General features: G+C 42.9%; 19 protein-coding genes and 2 pseudogenes. 15 read left to right on the top strand and 6 right to left on the bottom strand.

Annotated elements, in window-relative coordinates; translation table 11 throughout:
* Positions 1-144: 144 nt before the first annotated feature.
* From ABDB98_RS12375 to ABDB98_RS12355, 5 genes are all read left to right on the top strand, one after another.
* On the top strand, positions 145-285 hold the full coding sequence (locus ABDB98_RS12375; RefSeq protein WP_016938849.1) for a YrzI family small protein: 141 nt from the start codon (positions 145-147) through the stop codon (positions 283-285).
* Between the two features lie 169 nt (positions 286-454).
* Positions 455-610 (top strand): hypothetical protein, encoded by a 156-nt coding sequence (locus ABDB98_RS12370; RefSeq protein WP_201025252.1) that lies wholly within the window; start codon positions 455-457, stop codon positions 608-610.
* Between the two features lie 172 nt (positions 611-782).
* Positions 783-1,322, top strand: coding sequence for a class I SAM-dependent methyltransferase (locus ABDB98_RS12365; RefSeq protein ID WP_045926782.1), 540 nt, complete (start codon positions 783-785; stop codon positions 1,320-1,322).
* 202 nt (positions 1,323-1,524) lie between these two features.
* Positions 1,525-2,091, top strand: coding sequence for a TetR/AcrR family transcriptional regulator (locus tag ABDB98_RS12360; protein ID WP_016938851.1), 567 nt, complete (start codon positions 1,525-1,527; stop codon positions 2,089-2,091).
* Between the two features lie 27 nt (positions 2,092-2,118).
* Positions 2,119-5,280: a bifunctional cytochrome P450/NADPH--P450 reductase gene (locus ABDB98_RS12355; protein ID WP_438420286.1), complete on the top strand. Its 3,162-nt coding sequence runs from the start codon at positions 2,119-2,121 to the stop codon at positions 5,278-5,280.
* A 149-nt stretch (positions 5,281-5,429) separates the two neighbouring features.
* On the opposite strand, the gene ABDB98_RS12350 is transcribed toward ABDB98_RS12355, so the two are convergent.
* On the bottom strand, positions 5,430-6,638 hold the full coding sequence (locus ABDB98_RS12350) for an MFS transporter (RefSeq protein ID WP_438420285.1): 1,209 nt from the start codon (positions 6,636-6,638) through the stop codon (positions 5,430-5,432).
* A 215-nt stretch (positions 6,639-6,853) separates the two neighbouring features.
* On the opposite strand from ABDB98_RS12350, the gene ybaK reads away from it, so the two are divergent.
* Positions 6,854-7,336 carry a Cys-tRNA(Pro) deacylase gene (gene ybaK, locus ABDB98_RS12345; protein ID WP_438420284.1) on the top strand — a complete coding sequence of 161 codons (483 nt, stop codon included), beginning with the start codon at positions 6,854-6,856 and terminating at the stop codon, positions 7,334-7,336.
* A 46-nt stretch (positions 7,337-7,382) separates the two neighbouring features.
* Entirely contained in the window at positions 7,383-8,300 is a 918-nt protein-coding gene (locus ABDB98_RS12340) for an MBL fold metallo-hydrolase (protein ID WP_438420283.1), read from the top strand.
* A gap of 148 nt (positions 8,301-8,448) precedes the next feature.
* Here ABDB98_RS12340 and ABDB98_RS12335 read toward each other — a convergent pair whose 3' ends face one another.
* Positions 8,449-9,174: a MurR/RpiR family transcriptional regulator gene (locus ABDB98_RS12335; RefSeq protein WP_438420282.1), complete on the bottom strand. Its 726-nt coding sequence runs from the start codon at positions 9,172-9,174 to the stop codon at positions 8,449-8,451.
* Positions 9,175-9,394: 220 nt separating this feature from the next.
* Here ABDB98_RS12335 and ABDB98_RS12330 point away from each other — a divergent pair, with 220 nt between their 5' ends.
* From ABDB98_RS12330 to ABDB98_RS12305, 6 genes are all read left to right on the top strand, one after another.
* Positions 9,395-10,207, top strand: a complete 813-nt coding sequence (locus tag ABDB98_RS12330) for a Cof-type HAD-IIB family hydrolase (protein WP_438420281.1) — start codon at positions 9,395-9,397, stop codon at positions 10,205-10,207.
* A 32-nt stretch (positions 10,208-10,239) separates the two neighbouring features.
* Complete coding sequence (locus ABDB98_RS12325; protein WP_438420280.1) at positions 10,240-11,064, top strand: Cof-type HAD-IIB family hydrolase; 825 nt, start codon at positions 10,240-10,242, stop codon at positions 11,062-11,064.
* 240 nt (positions 11,065-11,304) lie between these two features.
* Entirely contained in the window at positions 11,305-11,568 is a 264-nt protein-coding gene (locus tag ABDB98_RS12320) for a DUF2651 family protein (RefSeq protein WP_438420279.1), read from the top strand.
* Positions 11,569-11,764: 196 nt separating this feature from the next.
* Positions 11,765-12,268, top strand: a complete 504-nt coding sequence (locus tag ABDB98_RS12315) for a DinB family protein (protein ID WP_438420278.1) — start codon at positions 11,765-11,767, stop codon at positions 12,266-12,268.
* A gap of 169 nt (positions 12,269-12,437) precedes the next feature.
* Positions 12,438-12,656, top strand: a complete 219-nt coding sequence (locus tag ABDB98_RS12310) for a hypothetical protein (RefSeq protein ID WP_438420277.1) — start codon at positions 12,438-12,440, stop codon at positions 12,654-12,656.
* Between the two features lie 163 nt (positions 12,657-12,819).
* Complete coding sequence (locus ABDB98_RS12305) at positions 12,820-13,356, top strand: ATP-binding protein (protein WP_438420276.1); 537 nt, start codon at positions 12,820-12,822, stop codon at positions 13,354-13,356.
* Positions 13,357-13,658: 302 nt separating this feature from the next.
* Here ABDB98_RS12305 and ABDB98_RS12300 read toward each other — a convergent pair whose 3' ends face one another.
* The 3 genes from ABDB98_RS12300 to ABDB98_RS12290 form a co-directional block, all read right to left on the bottom strand.
* The gene (locus ABDB98_RS12300; protein WP_438420275.1) at positions 13,659-14,531 is read right to left on the bottom strand and encodes an AraC family transcriptional regulator; all 873 of its coding nucleotides are present in this window, start codon (positions 14,529-14,531) and stop codon (positions 13,659-13,661) included.
* A 557-nt stretch (positions 14,532-15,088) separates the two neighbouring features.
* On the bottom strand, positions 15,089-15,616 hold the full coding sequence (locus ABDB98_RS12295; RefSeq protein WP_438422142.1) for a PadR family transcriptional regulator: 528 nt from the start codon (positions 15,614-15,616) through the stop codon (positions 15,089-15,091).
* On the bottom strand, positions 15,613-16,455 hold the full coding sequence (locus ABDB98_RS12290; protein WP_438420274.1) for a sialate O-acetylesterase: 843 nt from the start codon (positions 16,453-16,455) through the stop codon (positions 15,613-15,615). The genes ABDB98_RS12295 and ABDB98_RS12290 overlap by 4 nt, the downstream gene beginning before the upstream one ends.
* Before the next feature lie 111 nt (positions 16,456-16,566).
* Here ABDB98_RS12290 and ABDB98_RS12285 point away from each other — a divergent pair.
* Positions 16,567-16,933, top strand: a pseudogene (locus ABDB98_RS12285) (recombinase RecT); the annotation flags it as partial.
* Positions 16,934-16,991: 58 nt separating this feature from the next.
* A pseudogene (locus ABDB98_RS12280) lies at positions 16,992-17,240 on the top strand (phage major capsid protein); the annotation flags it as partial.
* Positions 17,241-17,431: 191 nt separating this feature from the next.
* Here the strand turns inward: ABDB98_RS12280 and ABDB98_RS12275 are convergent.
* Positions 17,432-17,881: a MerR family transcriptional regulator gene (locus ABDB98_RS12275; protein ID WP_438420273.1), complete on the bottom strand. Its 450-nt coding sequence runs from the start codon at positions 17,879-17,881 to the stop codon at positions 17,432-17,434.
* Positions 17,882-17,990: the final 109 nt, after the last annotated feature.

The following is a 17,990-nucleotide window of genomic DNA, read 5'->3' as shown; positions in this document are numbered from 1 at the left end:
TTCGGAGTTTAGGACATTCGCAGCTCCCCGCAGGGAAAGAAGCACCTGCTTCTTTTGTCTGCGGATTTAGTCTGCCCGCAGCACATATGAAGTTTGCTGCGGGTTATTTTCGCCTGTGCGGATATTGAAAGGGGGTGAGCGATAATGACCATTAATCTCTTCTTTTTGACACTGACCATTTCAAAGCGTTTTAAAAGTGCTGAAGAATATGAACGAGAACAGCAGGTCGAAGAGTTTTACAATGAAGCGAAAGAACGCCAGATGAAACATTTTTATATGAACTGAGTGAACAAAAAGAGCCAAAATGGAGAAGAAGGAGGAGATCATCATGTTCAGAATTGAACTGCTGAATCATTACACAATGGAGAAGGACCAGGTTTAGCTGGAATTTTGCTGTCACCGCGCAGACGGCCTGCATACCATGGTAAAGAAAAATCGGTAAGCGGGTGATAGCATGCAGGACGGACAGAACAGAATTCCATCTATCGGACACGGGTATGCGTCAATGCCCCATTCATTTAAACACGGCTACGGCAACCCGTATCGCCGTCAGAGAATGGCGGCGCTTTCCCGGCAGACAAGATATATAACACCGTATTATTGGTACTAGAGCAGGCGGAAAACCTACGTTTTCCGTCTTTTTTTTATGAAAACTGATATAAATTTCAATTAAATCGAAACATTTATGAAGAGAAGTGCGTCTAATTAGCACCTCGTACTAATAGGAGGTAATATTATTTCTGAATAATAAATCACAGAAATAGAAAAGCGGGTGTTATACAATGTTGCAACATACATCTTCAGCATTAAAACGAATGCGCGCGAAATACTTTGCTACATCAGAACCGGCACAACCAGTCATTCGGCAAATCATGATGGATATACAGGAATACGACCGCATTCTGGAAATCGGAACCGGAAACGGCTCAATGTTTAAACAAATCATCGGACAGCTTGAAAAGGGCAGTCTTAAAAGTATAGAAACATCAAAACGTAAAATACGGAAAACACAGCGCGCAAACCGTTCAGCCATAAAAGCCGGACTCGGAAACATTCAGCATGGGCGGCCTGAAAGCATTCCGTTCGACGACCGCAGCTTTCATAAAGTCTTCTCGTTACATACTGCTGAAACGGTCAGCGATTACCGGACAGCATGTAAAGAAGTGTACCGCGTGCTTCAAATTGACGGGTCCTTTTATATGGTTTTGAAGCCTTCACGAATGAGCGAAAATGATGTAATTCAGGTGCTGCGTGATCAGCATTTCAGAGACATTTCAGTTGTCAGCAGAGATTCATTCCATTTTATCACTGCCATTAAATAGAATATTTCTTGGGAAATAAAAGAGCTGCTTAAGTCACGGCAGCTCTTTTTTATAAATTGGGCATATTTCCTTATTTTTGGCTATTTCACACATGTTTTATATTAAAAAAAGTTTTTTTCTTATACAATAATGATCAGATGACCGTACATTATTTTTGAACAAACGGAATGAATATTCATTCCGCGTTTAAAAGGGGGATTAGATGACAGCTTCAAACAAAGTTGAACTCATTATGAAAGCGTCGCTTACTTTGTTTACAGAGAGAGGATTTGACGCAACGACGATTCCGATGATTGCCGCTCAGGCGGATGTCGGAACCGGCACAATTTACCGTTACTTTGACAGTAAAGAAACGCTTGTTAATGTGCTGTATCAGGAAAGTGCGCAGCGTTTTATGAAAAAAGTCAAAACTGATTTTTCGAAAATATCTGTAAGAGAAGGGTTCCATCACCTTTTTTACTGCCTGATTGATTTTACGAAGGAAAGCGAGTATGCATTGTTTTTTCTTGAAACGAATAAGGACGCCTACTTTCTGAATGAAACGAGCCGTAAGCTTCTTGATGAAATCACACAGATGCTTGACGTCTTTTTTCAGCGCGGCAAGTCTGAAGGCGTGCTCCGGAATCTGCCGTCCGATGTGCTGATGGCGATTTTGCTAGGGGCATATCTCAAACTCTATCAGCTTGTCCGGACGGGAAGCGTTGAGATCACAAAACCGTTTCTGAAAGAATTGGAGCAATGCTCTTGGGACGCCATCCGAACTCATTAATTATTCGCAGAAGGAAGGAAGATCGATATGAAACAGCTAAACGCTATACCGCAGCCGAAAACATACGGACCACTGAAAAATCTCCCTCACCTGGAAAAAGAAAAACTTTCACAATCGCTTTGGAAAATTGCCGAAGAATACGGCCCGATCTTTCGTTTTGAATTTCCGAGCTCTGTCGGGGTTTTCGTATCAGGCCGTGAACTTGCAGCAGAAGTGTGTGATGAAAAGCGATTTGACAAAAACCTCAGCAAAGCCTTGCTCAAAGTCCGTGAATTTGGCGGTGACGGATTATTTACGAGCTGGACAAACGAAAAGAATTGGCAGAAAGCGCATCGGATTTTACTGCCGAGCTTCAGTCAGAAAGCAATGAAAGGCTATCACTCAATGATGCTTGATATTGCCATGCAGCTCGTGCAGAAGTGGAGCAGATTAAATCCGAACGAAGAAATTGACGTCGCTGAAGATATGACGCGCCTGACGCTGGATACAATTGGCCTGTGCGGATTTCGTTACCGCTTTAACAGCTTTTACCGCGATACACAGCATCCTTTTATCACGAGCATGCTTCGTGCGCTGCAGGAGGCAATGCGCCAATCACAAAGACACAGCCTGCAGGACAAGCTGATGATCAAAACGAGACATCAGTTCCAGCAGGATATTGAAGTGATGAATGAACTCGTAGACCGGATTATTGCTGAGCGGAGGGAAAATCCGGATGAGAATCTGTCTGACCTTTTATCATTGATGCTTGAAGCGAAAGATCCTGTAACGGGTGAAAGGCTGGATGATGAAAATATCCGCTATCAAATCATTACTTTTTTGATCGCCGGGCATGAAACCACAAGCGGACTGCTTTCATTCGCGATTTACTGCCTGCTGAAAAATAAAGATAAATTGGAAAAAGCCGTTGAGGAAGCCGAACGGGTGCTGACGGGAGAGACACCTGAATATAAGCAGATTCAGCAGCTGACATATATCCGCATGGTGTTAAACGAAACATTGCGGCTTTATCCGACTGCCCCGGCATTTTCCCTCTACGCGAAGGAAGATACGGTTCTCGGCGGAAAATATCCGATTGAGAAAGGACAGCCGGTGACGATTCTGACTCCGCAGCTGCACCGGGATAAAAGTGCGTGGGGAGAGGATGCCGAGTTATTCCGCCCGGAAAGGTTCAGTGATCCCGCGGCAATTCCGGCCGATGCGTATAAGCCGTTCGGAAACGGACAGCGCGCATGCATCGGGATGCAGTTTGCCCTTCAGGAAGCGACAATGGTGCTCGGGCTTGTCCTTAAACACTTTGAACTGATTGATCACACGGATTATGAGCTTACGATTAAAGAAGCTTTAACCATTAAGCCTGGTGATTTTAAAATCCGTGTGAAAAACAAGGACGTGTCCAATCAGCAGCCCGCACAGAACTGTAAAGCTGAAAACAGCGGTCACAAAGAAGAAACGGAAGAAATACCGTCCCACGGAACTCCGCTTCTCATTCTTTACGGATCAAATTTAGGAACTGCGGAAGGGATCGCGGAAGAGCTGGCTGACATCGGCAGAAGTAAAGGTTTTTCAACTGAAACCGGCCCGCTCGATGATTATGCCGGGAAATTGCCTGTAAAAGGCGCTGTCGTTATTGTTACGGCTTCTTACAACGGAGCGCCGCCTGATAATGCGGCGGGTTTTGTGAAATGGATGGAAACCCTTGAAGACCAGGAATTAAAGGGTGTTTCTTACGCCGTCTTCGGCTGCGGAGACCGCAACTGGGCCGCCACTTACCAGAGAATCCCACGCCTTATAGACAAAGTGCTTGAAGAAAAAGGCGCAGCACGGCTGACCTCTCTCGGAGAGGGCGACAATGCCGATGATTTTGAGTACAGTCAGGAAGCTTGGGAAGACTCATTCTGGCAGGACATCATCAAGGCTTTTCATATAGAAGCCGCTCCAAAACAGCAGAATAAATCACAGTTATCAATAGAATACGTAAGTGAAGCAGCTGAAACGCCGATTGCCAAAACGTATAAAGCATTTGAGGCGGAAGTGATTACAAACAAAGAGCTTCATACCGAAAGCAGCAAGCGCTCAGTCCGGCATATTGAACTGCGTCTTCCGGAAACAGAAACTTATCAGGAAGGAGACCATCTTGGGGTGCTTCCGCAAAACAGCGGGAAACTGATCAGCCGTGTTATTCGCCGGTTCGGTCTTGATCCGAATCAGCCTTTTAAGATCAAGGGGCGGCAGTTGCCTCATCTGCCAATGGACCGGGCAGTTAATGCGCCGGAGATTTTGGCGTCATATGTAGAGCTGCAGGAGCCGGCAACGAGAGCCCAGCTTCGCGAACTTGCGGCTCATACGGTATGCCCGCCGCACCAAAAAGAATTGGAGCATCTTTATTCTGATGACGCGGCATATAAAGAAAACGTGCTGAAAAAACGAATGACCATGCTGGATCTGCTGGAAGAATATCCGGCTTGTGAACTGCCGTTTGCACGCTTTTTAGAACTTCTGCCGTCATTGAAGGCGCGCTATTATTCAATCTCAAGCTCACCGAAGGCAAAAAGCGGAGAGCTCAGTATCACAGTCGGCGTTGTGACGGCTCCGGCGTGGAGCGGCCGGGGAGAATACCGGGGCGTGGCTTCGAACTATTTAGCCGGATTACAGAATGGCGATCATGCCGTATGTTTCATCCGCTCACCGCAGTCCGGTTTTTCACTGCCTGAAAATACGAAAACACCTCTCATTATGGTCGGGGCGGGCACCGGAATTGCGCCGTTCAGAGGGTTTATCCAGGCGCGGGCTGCCGAAAAAATGTCCGGTCACAGCCTGGGCGAAGCTCATTTATACTTCGGCTGCAGGCATCCTGAAGAAGACGATCTGTACAAAGATGAATTCGACCAGGCGGAGAAAAACGGCCTTGTTACCGTGCATCGGGCGTATTCCAGGTTAGATCAGGATTGTAAAGTATATGTACAGGATGTCCTGCTTCGCGAGGCTGCACAGATTATTGCGCTTCTTGACCAAGGCGGCCATCTCTATATATGCGGTGACGGAAGCAAAATGGCTCCGGCTGTGGAAAACGTACTGCTTCAGGCGTATGAAAATGTGCATAACACTGATTCAAAAGTTTCCTTGAATTGGCTTGAACAGCTGCAAGCGGAAGGAAGATATGCGAAAGATGTTTGGGCAGGTGTGTAACAGAAGCGTGAGGCAAATGAGGAATGTTGTTTAATTGAAGAAAGCCGGCACGATATTTGAAATCTACTGAATCAAAAGGAATAGTTATAGGGAGTATCGTGCCGGCCTTATTTTTATTATCGGACAAAAGACACAAACCTTTAATGTTTTTATTGATTTATATGCAGGCGGCTATGTTTTCTTTTTTTGAATTCCGCCATAAATAAAACCGGATAAGACAACACCAGCAAAGCCGAAATAAAAGAAATGATGCCGATCCAATGAAAATGCGTCCAAAAGAAACCGCCGCAAGACCCAGCCGCACTTGAACCGATATAATATGCAAGCAGATATAATGAAGAAGCTTGCGCGCGATGATCACCGGCTGCCCGGCCGACCCAGGCGCTTGCAATTGAATGTGCGCCGAAGAAGCCGAAGGTAAACACGGCAATGCCCGCAATTTTAAGGGCAAGCTGGGGCAAAAGTGTCACCGCTGCACCGGCCAGCATAATCAAAATCGCAATCTTAATCATTTTTGAACTTCCGAAAAGGTCCGCTTTTTTCCCCATATAGACAGAGCTGAACGTTCCCGCGAGATAGACGATAAAAATAAAGCCGATCACAGTCTGCGACAAATGATAAGGAGCAGCCATTAAATGAAAACCGATATAGTTATATAAAGTGACAAAACTCCCCATTAATATAAATCCCAGAGATATTAATAAAAGCAGACGCTTGCGGTGTATGACCGCTCCATATTCTTTAAATGCCGCTTTTACGCCCGCATGCCGCTGAGATGAGTGGCGCGGAGCCGGAAGAAAACGCCAAAACAAATAGCTTAACATTATAGAAAGAATGCCGATGATGGCAAGCGCCGGCCGCCAGCCGAATAAATCGGTCAGAAGCCCTGTTAACAGCCTCCCGCTCATTCCCCCGATGCTTGTGCCGCTGATATACAGGCCCATCATTTTCCCGAGGCCCTTCGGATCAAACTCCTCGCCTACATATGTCATAGCGACAGCCGGAACGCCTGCCAGAAAAATACCGAGCAGACCTCTCATCGCCAAAAGCGCCGGAAAAGCCGGACTGAACGCTGTTAATAGACCTAAAACAGAAGTGGCTGTTAACGACAGCACCATCAATTTTTTTCTTCCGAATCCGTCAGATAACGAAGCGGCGGCCAATAATGAAAATGCCAAAACGGCTGTTGAGATGGATAAAGTTAAGCTGGCAGCCGCAGCGGAAATATGAAACTCTTCCGAAAACAAAGGCAAAAGCGGCTGTGTCGTGTAAAGCGTGGCAAATGTCACAAAGCCGCTGATAAACAGAGCCAAGCTGGCCTTTCTGTACGCCTTTGTATGAGGCTGAATAAACGTCATGAATGTCCCTCTTTTCTCACTGTTGCTTATATATGTATCGTACGCTTTTCATTTCAATGTGTCTAATTTATAATAACTATGGAATTAATGCGTATAGGTTATGAAGGAAGGAGAGAAGCAGAAAATGAACCTTCATCATCAAATTGACAGCTTCATTGCAGCGGCTAAAAAAGATCATATAAAACAGAAAAAACTACAGGTAACGGAGGAGCGTCATGGCGAAAAAAACAGTTAAAACAAATGCCGTCCGTATCATTGAACAGCAAAACATTTCCTATGAGCTATTAAGTTACAAAACAGATGGGGGACAGCCTGCGGATGGCCTTTCGGTTTCGGAGAAAATCGGATATCCCGCCGAAAATGTCTATAAAACGCTAGTAACATCGGCAGGAACAGAGCGTTATTACGTTTTTGTTGTTCCCGTTGCAAAGGAACTGAATCTGAAAAAGGCTGCAAAGGCAGCAGGTGAGAAGAAAATAGAAATGATTGCCATGAAGGACCTTTTGAGAATCACCGGCTATATGCGCGGAGGCTGTTCTCCGATCGGCATGAAAAAATGGTTTCCGACTTTTATTGATAATTCCGCCGAAACACTGGAGTTTATGATTGTCAGTGCGGGGAAAATCGGATTGCAGGTGAAATTAGCGCCTCAAGATTTAGCCGCAGCAAGCCGGGCATCCTTTACAGACATTGTATAAATGTCCGATGAATCGAACGAAATACACGTTTCAAGGGAGAATGATCATGAGAAAAAGATACGAAAACTTGAATGGCGTGAAGAATGAACATGGATTCAGGGACATGTGGAAATGGATGAAGGAACGACGAGAGAAAAGTAAAGACTTAAGCGAGAACATTCCGAAAGCGGCCGGCAGGGATATTCATGATGTTGCCGTCAATCGGACAAAAACGGCCATTACATGGATCGGCCATTCTTCATTTCTGATCCAAATACAAGGGCTTAACATGATCACCGACCCTGTATGGGCGCGGCGGATGGGCTTTCAAAAACGGCTGACAGATCCCGGATACGAATTGAGCGAACTGCCTGAGGTTGATGCTGTGCTCATTTCACACGGGCATTATGACCATCTTGATTTTCCGAGTATAAAACAACTGAGAGGAAACCCGGATTTTTACGTGCCTGCGGGACTGAAAAAGCTGTTCATCAAAAAAGGCTGCAAAAAGGTGTTTGAAATGAATTGGTGGGATCGTTTCGAGATGCGGGGAGTGAACATATCATTTGTGCCTGCCCAGCACTGGACACGGAGAACGCTTTGGGATACCGATACCTCTCACTGGGGAGGCTGGGTCATAGAAAGCGAAAACGGTGAATCCATCTATTTTGCAGGAGATACCGGCTATTTTGAAGGCTTTAAAGAAATCGGAGAAAGGTTTCATATTAAGGCGGCTCTGATGCCGATAGGCGCGTACGAACCGGAATGGTTGATGAAAGTGTCACATATCAATCCGGAAGATGCCGTGAAAGCGTTTTTGGAGCTGAAGGCTGACAGCTTCATTCCCATGCATTACGGGGCATTCCGGCTTGCTGATGATACAGGCCCGGAAGCATTAAGCAGACTGCACAGCGAATGGGACCGACTTGTACTACCTCCGGAAAAACTGAAAGCATTAGCGCTCGGAGAAACATTTTGGCTGTAACGGCTGCCCTTTTCAGAATAGAAGAAGCCAATTCCGGGACGAAAAACCGCTGTTCGGCTGTTTAAAGTTTCTGGTTCAGCCTAAGCTGTTTAACATATCGATTTTCCTGCCCACCAGTTCTCTTGCTGGGGGTATTTTGCATGAATGTTTATTCTCTCAGCTTGTATACTTCCCGTGCCATGGATTCAAGTATGTACATGGCGGGGATTTGGGTGGTGATATTCGCATTTTCAACCCATTCCTCCGTCACGTAATATGAAAGATTTACATCGGACATTTTGGCGATGGTCGAGTGTTTATGGTTTGTAATACTGATGACCTGGCTGCCTTCTTGTTTCAGCTGGTTCAGATGAGTGACCGTAGAGTGGCCTTCACCTGAAACCGACAGAGCAATTGTTATGCTGTTTTGGCGGAAATGGGAATGGACCGGAAAGTAAGGATCTTTAATGTACATGGAGAGTTTCCCTAAGCATGAAAAATATCTGGCTCCGTATTCGGCAAGAATTCCCGAACTTCCCACTCCGATAAAAATGACGCTTTCTGCATCGGCCGCAAGGGCTGCGGCTTTCTTCAGCTTTTCTTCCATGCCCCCGCTCATTGTTCTCTCAAAAAATTCGGCAACGGAATGATGGGGACTTTTTACATTTGTTTTTTTATTTGCTTCCGCATACATTTTCAGCTTGACCTTAAATTCTGAAAACCCTTCACAGTTTATTTTTTTGCAGAAACGTAAAATAGAAGCCGTAGATACATGGGTTTCATCTGCCAGCTCACGGATCCGCATATAGACGACTTTCTCGCTGTTTTGAGAGATGTAGTTGTATAAAGAAGTTTCAAGCTCGTTAAATGAAGCAATCATCTCGTGTGTGAACATGCAGGGGGATTCTCCTTTTCATGAGAATGGTGAATGTACATCTAATCGTAACATATCATTTTAAAAGAAACATAGCGTTATATTTACGTGACAAATCACTTATTGTGTCATTCAGAACAAGACGTCACCCAATGATTTACGGGACGAATAAACTGCGGCTATAATTCGTTCATACGCTATTCGAATCATTTCTTCAAGGGTCTGAAAAAAGGAGGACAATATGGGTGTTAAGCTGATAGCCGTTGATATGGACGGGACGTTTCTGAATGATGAAATGGCATATAACAAAGAGCGTTTTATGAACCAGTATCGTGAATTAAAAGCGCGGGGAATTAAATTTGCCGTAGCAAGCGGCAACCAATATGCCCAGCTGAAATTTTTCTTTCCGGAAATCGAAAATGAAATCGCTTTCGTTGCTGAGAATGGCGCTTTTGTCGTGAATGCCGGAGAAGAATTATTCGCGGGTAAAATGTCTGAAGATACAATTCAAGCGGTATTCGATGCTTTAAAGCGGTATGATGTGAAAAACGTCATTGTCTGCGGAAAAAAAAGCGCGTATATTCATGAAAATGCCGGTGAAGATGAATATCTGCATGCCGGTAAGTATTATCATGTGTTAAAAAGGGTGCCGCATTTTGAAAACATCGATGATGACATTTTTAAATTTTCCATCAGCTTTCCCGCCGAACATTGTTCCGCACTTCTGAGCCAATTGAAAAACGCCATCGGATCTTTCGTCACGCCTGTATCAAGCGGGCACGGTGACATAGATCTGATCATGCCGGGGCTTCATAAAGCAAGCGGGATGAAGCTTCTCCAGAAACAATGGGGGATAAATGATGAAGAATGCGCGGCCTTCGGAGACAGCGGGAATGATTTGGAGATGGTGTCCGCCGTGAAATACGGAGTGGCCATGGACAATGCACATGAAAGCATTAAACAGGCTGCCGCGCATATCACGCAATCCAACAATGAAGAAGGGGTCTTAAACGCGATTGATGCCATTCTCAAAGATGAAAAACCGTTTGTCTGAAAAAGACGTTTTAACTGCGGAGGTGCTGAACGATGATTAAATTAGTGATTACGGATTTAGACGGCACATTTTTAAATAATCAAGGCGATTTTGACCGAACATTATTTGAAGAGACTAAACGAGTAATGGCGGAACAGCATGTCGCTTTCGCCCTCTGTACCGGAAAGCAGTGTGAAAGGGTGGAGGCTTTATTCGGAGAAGATGCGAAAGATTTTTGGATTTTAGGAGACAGTGCCACGCGTATGAAAAAGAACGGCAAATTCGTATATGAATCTTTGATCAGCAATGCAGCGGGACTGTCAATTATAAAGGTTTTGGAAAAAATCAGCTGCGGGCACAGCATTATTGCGTGCACCAAAAAAAGCGCGATGGTGAAAGAGAACCTGTCTGAAAGTGAAATGAAATTCGTGAATGCCTCTTATGCTCATGTAACGAAAATAGCTGATTTCACTGAGATAAAAGACGACTTTATCAAGATTACGGTTCATGACCCCGACGCCAACTGCCAGGAAACGAGAGAAAAACTGCATGCATTTTTTCACCAATTATATATTGTAGCATCAGAAGACACCTGGATGGACATTTCAAATATCGGAATACACAAAGGAACAACCGTACAGGAACTGCAGCGATTGTTAGGGGTTTCGCCCGATGAAACAATGGCGTTCGGAGACGGACGCAATGACAAAGAATTGATGGAAGCGGCATCCTACAGCTTTGCGGTCAAAAACGCCATTGACGAAATAAAAGATGCGGCGCATTTTGTCATTAAATCAAATGAGGAAAGCGGCGTCATGCACACGATTATGAGAATATTAGCGCTGCAGAAACAGAACATGAAGACATCCCATGGGTAAATCGCGTGTGCTGAAGTCGGTGCGGCAGGACTTACTAGGGGACGAAAAAAGCAGACTATCCGAAGGCTGCTTTTTTTCTGCAATAATAAATAAATATCTATATATGATTGAGTATATTGGTGTAATATGTAATAAATGGAATGGAACTTATGGGAAAATCATTTCATATCACTTGATATTAGACAAAGCGCTGAACAAAACAGGAAATTTCCCGTTTTGAAATCATGAGAAGGTGTTTGTATGAGTCCGCTGTTGAGTCCTGCGTATATCATTCTCATCATTCTTCCGGCAGTTTCTTTTCTGTTGGGGATTTTAGGATATTTTATCTTCAAAAAAGTATGGATGATGGTTGTTATTGTTTTCATTTTGTCCTTGATATTTATGTTTATTGTAATAGGTGCCGAGCCGACATTTTTGATTTGGGTGGCTATGATGACGGGAAGCTGTTTTATCTCCGGTTCAATCACTAAGACGATATCGACTTTTGCAAAGCGAAACTATTAGCCTGTTTGAACAGCTATACTTCTTTTTATCGATTGAAGAAAAAGAAGTATAGAGTGATCTGTCGGATTCTTGTTTTGGGTGTTATTGTCAGATCGGGCATTCTATTAAGAATGTCATTAGACAGGTCTGTTTAAAGTTTTAACTTAACGGAGCATGATTATTGAACGCGAGGCGCATGGAAAAAAGGAGGATTTTTATGTTTCAAACCTTAGACCATTTTTTGAAATCTTGGGAGTTCGAAGCCGATGCGACACAGAAACTATTAAATACTCTGACTGATAAATCACTAAAACAAGAAATCACTTCACAAAATTGGACTTTAGGCCGTATTGCTTGGCATACTGTTGCTGCTATTCGCATCATTACATCAAACACAGATTTAACATTTCACGCCCCAGCTGAAGATTATCCTGTTCCCGCTTCGGCCCAGTTGATAGCTGACGGCTATCATCAAGCAAGCAATGCGTTCGTGCAGGCGTTAAAAATGCAATGGACTGACGATACACTTGAAGAACGTATCAGCTTTATGGGTCAGCAGTTGCCAAATGGTTCACTTTTACTGTTTTTAATTCAACATCAAAGTCATCATCGGGGACAAATGACCGTTCTTATGAGACAGGCAGGTTTACCTGTTCCAGGTATTTATGGCCCGGCAAAAGAGGAATGGACAAAGTTTGGGTTGGAAGCTCCGGAAATGTAACCAAACTTTTAAAGAAGTAACCTACTAAAAAATACTCGAATGAACAAATGAGCTGGCCGGTGAGATGACTGTAAAGGGAAAAGGATCAAACTTGATAAAAGGTTTGATCCTTTTTTGAGGAGCTTCCTTATTCCGAAACCTTTTGTCGATCAATGAAAGGAGAGTTAAGGTGAATTACATTTATAAGAAAAAGGAAAAGAAAAATGGAAATTGTATTATTTCAATCAGAGATAAATTGGAGAATGCACTTATTGAGTTTGAACAAAAAAATAATCAAATTGAGATCGTGGTCAATGAGCGTAACGAGAAAACAACTAAGTTTTCGCTGCCAATTGAGACTTTTGAGAAAGTGTATGAAGATATTAAAATAGGCCGGAGAGAAAGTTAATCATTCTGTTTGAAAATGATCATGAAGTTCGTAAGCAGTATGGTTTTAACACACATCTGGATTCCCCTAGAAAAGCAAAGATTTTGGGGATTTATGTTAAAATAACAGTCAGAACCTTGTGCAGCGGACAGGGAGTTTCGTTGCTTCATAAGGAGGGGGAACTATGAAAAATAAGATTCACATACTGGGAGCCTCTGGAGTCGGCACTTCAACATTGGGTGCTGCATTATCAAAGCATTTGCCTCATACGCATCTTGATACTGATGATTACTATTGGACAGATAAATTCACTAAAAAAAGAGAAATTCCTGAAAGAAGAAAGCTGCTTGAAAAAGACTTAACAATAAATGAGAAATGGATTCTTTCTGGCGCAGTGTGCCGCTGGGGCGATGATCTAAAAAGTGATTTTGACCTTGTCATCTTCTTATGGATTCCGCAAGATATCCGGCTTGAAAGATTAAGGCATAGGGAATTTCAACGTTATGGAAACGAAGTGTTAGCCGGCGGCAGTAAATATGAAGAATCAAAAACATTTTTAGAGTGGGCTTCTTTATATGATAATGCTGGTATGGAAGTTAGAAGTAAAGCTTTACACGAACATTGGATGGCAGATTTATCTTGTCCAGTGTTAAAAATTGAAGGAGATTACTCAGTCAATGAAAGAGTTGATCGTGTCTTGGATTATTTGAATTCTAATTAAACGAACAGAAGCATAAAAAACTCACTTCGGGAAACCGTGAAGGCAGGAATCAAAACGGGAGATCTTGGCGGTCAATCATCAACGTCAGACTTTGCAGAAGCAATTGCAGAAAGGATCGGACGTTAAAGCGGAAAATAAGAGGCGCGATGCAGAGCATCAAAACGCAATAGGACACTTCAATTTAGATTTTCTGTAAGAACGGCTCTGCTCATTAAAAAACTCAATTCGTAGATTTAGCGGCATCAATATTGCCGCAGATCGGGTTAGTGAGGAAGGGATGAGCCCCCTTCCTGTAAGATATATTACTTTTTTGAAATGGGTATCCAAATTTCACTTTTAAAAGATGGTGATGTTACATCTTTATGCTCATTCCACAGTATTTCTGGGCCTTCAATTTGTTCATAATTTGACGATGGAAACCATTCGGAATAAATCCGCCCCCATACTTCCTGCAGTGCATTCGGAAATGATCCGGCTGCTTCGAATACAGCCCACGTTGAAGCAGGGACTTCAAGCTGTGATAGATGATTTGGGCAATGTTTCGTTGTGGCTGCGCCAATATAGTGATCAAGCTCTCCGTTTTCCTCTGTCCGGCCTTCAGAAAAGTTCGTGGATGCACTAATGAGTCCTACAGGCGCTACATTAGAAAGCTCTTTTAGTTGATTGATTGCTGCTTCATCTAAACTTTCCCACATCGATGCAATGTCAGGATTCACTCCTTTGAACAAAATAGGGACTCTTTTTTTTATGCCGACGATGCGAAATGCCTCTTTTTCTTCAATGCGATAGTTCATTTCATTTCCTCCTTTGATTGATAACTGGAAAGTCATTCGCGGATAAGCTTTAAGTGAATGGCCATTATGTTTAGCTTCTGATGGTCTTATGCCATGCAAATGTTTAAATGCTCTTGCGAAAGAATCTGGTGAGTGATAACCGTATTTTATTGCAAGATCAATCACCTTTACGCTGCTGTCTTTAAGTTCAAAAGCTGCAAGAGTAAGACGTCTGCGACGAATATATTCCGATAATGAAATACCTGCAAGGAAGGAAAACATCCTTTTAAAATGATATTCAGAGCAGAAAGCAAGCCTTGCTGCTTCTTTGAAATCAATATCGTTCGTGAGGTTTTCTTCAATATACGTTAATGCGCTATTCATCCTTTTAAGCGTATCCATTTATTTGACCTCCTTTAACAAAAGAATAACAGGAGCGAAATGTATCTACCCGACATTCCGTGCACAGTTTTGCAGGATAACTTATATGTAATAAATTAAGTTATTCCCCTGTATTTGTACAGCTAATGAAAACACCTCATAACTGATTGGGTTTCATAAGATGAAAGAAAGTTATCATTGTTTTATATTAAAAAGAAAATAAGAAGATGTCAGATCCGGCTTTTCGCAAGTGATTCTTCCTTTAGGGAGATCACTTTTGCTTATTCGACTAAAGCAGCAGTTTAGCGGAAGAAGGAGAAGAAACAGTTGACTTCCTTGAATACTAAATAGGTGTAAAAAGTGGTTATTCATACGAAGGATTGAAAAAGAAGAACACGCAGCAGATTCACTTGCTCTTGTTGGGGGGCAAGTGTTGACAACCCTATTACTGGTTTAATTAAAGAAGGAGTATAAAACCTGTGTCAATGATGTTACGAGATATCTGCGACACAGGTTTTATATGTAGGTAACTCATCTTCTTATATATTTAACATTGCATTTTTTTATTATGAAATAGTTCATTCTATTTCTGCTTTCAATTTTTCGAACCACTCTAAATTAACCAAGTGATGTGAACGGGAATTTTCGTTCATACGGCGAAAGTAATTGATTGTGCCGGGAATTTCTTGAGTGACAGACAGGTATTCATCAAGGAGCTCGATTCGAGTTTTAGTCTGATCGATTTGTGATTGGATCAGATCCAGTAATTTATTTTTGTCGAATTCATCGGCAAAGAGTAACGCCCCATAAAATTGCAGGTTCACATATTCCGATTTGGTGCCGTATTTGATCATTAATTTCTCGAATTCTGCCCTTCCCGATTCTGTGACGTTAAAGTGACGGATTTCACGCCCGCTGGTTGAGGGTTTCTGATGAATCTGTTCAATAAAACACTTTTCTTCAAGTTGCTGAAGATTGTAATAGAATGAACCTTTCGTGAAGTTAACAATGTATTTGTAATGACGTTTTTCTATTAAGGTCAGAAGTTCATAGCCATGAGCGCCGGGGTTTTGGATGAGCAGACCAAGGATAAGTAAGGGAATTATGGTTTCATCACCTTCGCCATCCGCGCCTCAAATTCCGCGTACGTGATTTTGCCCGAAGCCAAATCCATACTATGAAGGTAAATCTGTTCTGTTTTAGAATAGCCACCCTTCACTTTCAGTGATTGCTCCTCTCCCGAAATAGGTTTCAGGATATGGCACTTTTTCGAAAAAGCCTCGAAATAGCGGTAACCGAATTTGCGTTGTGAAGCTGCGTCTAAATGAATGCCATCAGGATTTGCAGTCAAACCTGCTGCAGTAACAAAATAACAATTCGGTTGTTCATTAGCGAATCGCAGCAATTGTTCATTAACCTGTCGAAATTCAATCGCGTGCTGTCCAAAACCAGTCTTCCCAAGAAAGTCACCAAGCCCTCCAATCATCAACGGTACCTCATCAAGTTCCAACTCGTTTCTTAGCGTCTCGATGATAAGGGTTAATTTCTCGTAATAAGTTTCATGCAGCGAACGATAACTGTCACTCTCACCCTGGTGCCAAAGGATTCCGCAAATTTGACTGGATCGGAGGGCGAAGCGGGCTTCGGACAAAGCATGCTGAAAAAGGATGCCTTCCGGATGCCAGTCATTCAATGAACTGCCACCTTCCGCACAAGGGATCAAGCCAATTTCTTCATCGGGATGAGCTTTCGACCATGCATCTGCAAAAGATGCCGCCAGACCAACGCCGGAAACCGGACGGTCGTAATTAATCGGCTCTGTCATCATCTGCCACTGTCCATTGCGCAGCATTTTTATTTTTTCATTATAGATAGGGTCTACTTCATTCAAAAATCCACGGCCTGCCATATTCGACTGCCCCAACATTAAAAAAGACTTTATCATCTAATTTTTCACTTCTTTACATTAATATTTAGTCTAATTAGACTATAGTCAATTCAGTTTGTCTTGTAAAGTTTTAACAAGGTTTTATTAGTATGTATGAGAAACGTTCCAGTGGCAGCTACACTCAACCTGCCTATAGATAAAAACTTAGGGTATGCCTGGATAGGTTCAATTCCAGCTTGTATATAAAGGGTACATACAGCTTGCTTTGCGAACAGGCCAATATAAATCCATCATTTGCATACCGATTCATGAAGGCGATTTGCAGAAGTGGAATCCGCTGACGAGAGATTGACTTTGAAAAACGAGAATCAGATGCGGTAATTGGCTATGCAGCTTATTTTGAGTTGATAAATGGCTTCCGAAAAAACAATGTACTGGACAAAGGCACAAGCAGAAAAGCACAAAAAGAAATTCAGTAAGTCTGTCTGAGTTTGGGTGGAAAAATGACTGGCATGCGATGGCTCTTAAGACTGTATGAAAAGCAGTTTTGAGCAAGTGGGGGATTCTTTCTAAAAAGCAGTTATTAATGAGTTATCCGAATGGTTCCAGACACGCCAACGATTTTAAGAGATGCGCGAGTTATCCAAATGGATCATGACACACAGAAAATCGAGTAGATCGGTTTTGATCAGCATATTTTAAGAGCAGCACAACAGGGAGACCGCTGACTAAGGATCAAAAGTCTGTTCCATCAACTAGTACAGTTAACTTAAGCACAAAAGAAGTAATTGCTGAAGTTTAACATTACCTATGACACACTTGAAAACAAAATCGAACAAGAAGTCGCATACAGATGCGACTTCTATCAATTTCCAATTAACGAAAAGTAACCTTAAGAAAAAATTTAAGGACTTGCAGCCCTATGGCCGTATAAACAAATTTAATCCCTCATAATATGTCATCAAACTTAGCATACTCAATATGGATTCCAATTTAGGAGTTTAAGAGCCATTGATGTGCTCATAAATATCTCTCACACTTTCCGAGCATCCGGCGAGTAAAATACGTCACTATGCATATGCTGTATTTTTTCCCAGTTGGCGGGATTGGTTGTATCAAAAGAGCGGTGCTCCATGATGGCCTGATATAGGGCGGTTTTTTGTTCCAAATGGGCAATGTGCTGTTTGGCTTCTTCAAGCTGAGCGAGTGCATCTTCTTTATGCTCCATCATGAGTGTGTACCGTTGTGGAATGGTCGAATCTCCTTCAAGACAGAGATTCACGTACGTTTTAATAACTTCAATCGGCATCCCGGATTGCCTGAGGCATTTGACGCCAAACAGCCAGTTGATTGATTCTTCGTCGAACAAACGAATATTGTTTTTATTGCGTTGTACGCTCGGCACCAGGCCTTTATCCGTGTAAAAGCGCACCGCATGCTCGGTGAGTCCGGTTATTATCGCTGCTTCTTTGACTGTATGCATATGTAATCCTCCTTTAAACATTTAAAAAAAGTGCTTGCCTTCGTGTTACACGAAGATAATAAGCTTATTATAACGCAAACCAGCCGCAGCGGAATTCATTCTGCAGTGC

This window comes from Bacillus siamensis, from assembly GCF_051628075.1.
Lineage (GTDB): Bacteria > Bacillota > Bacilli > Bacillales > Bacillaceae > Bacillus > Bacillus siamensis.
The sequence above is the reverse complement of the archived record's forward strand: the minus strand, read 5'-3'. Positions and strand labels throughout refer to the sequence as shown.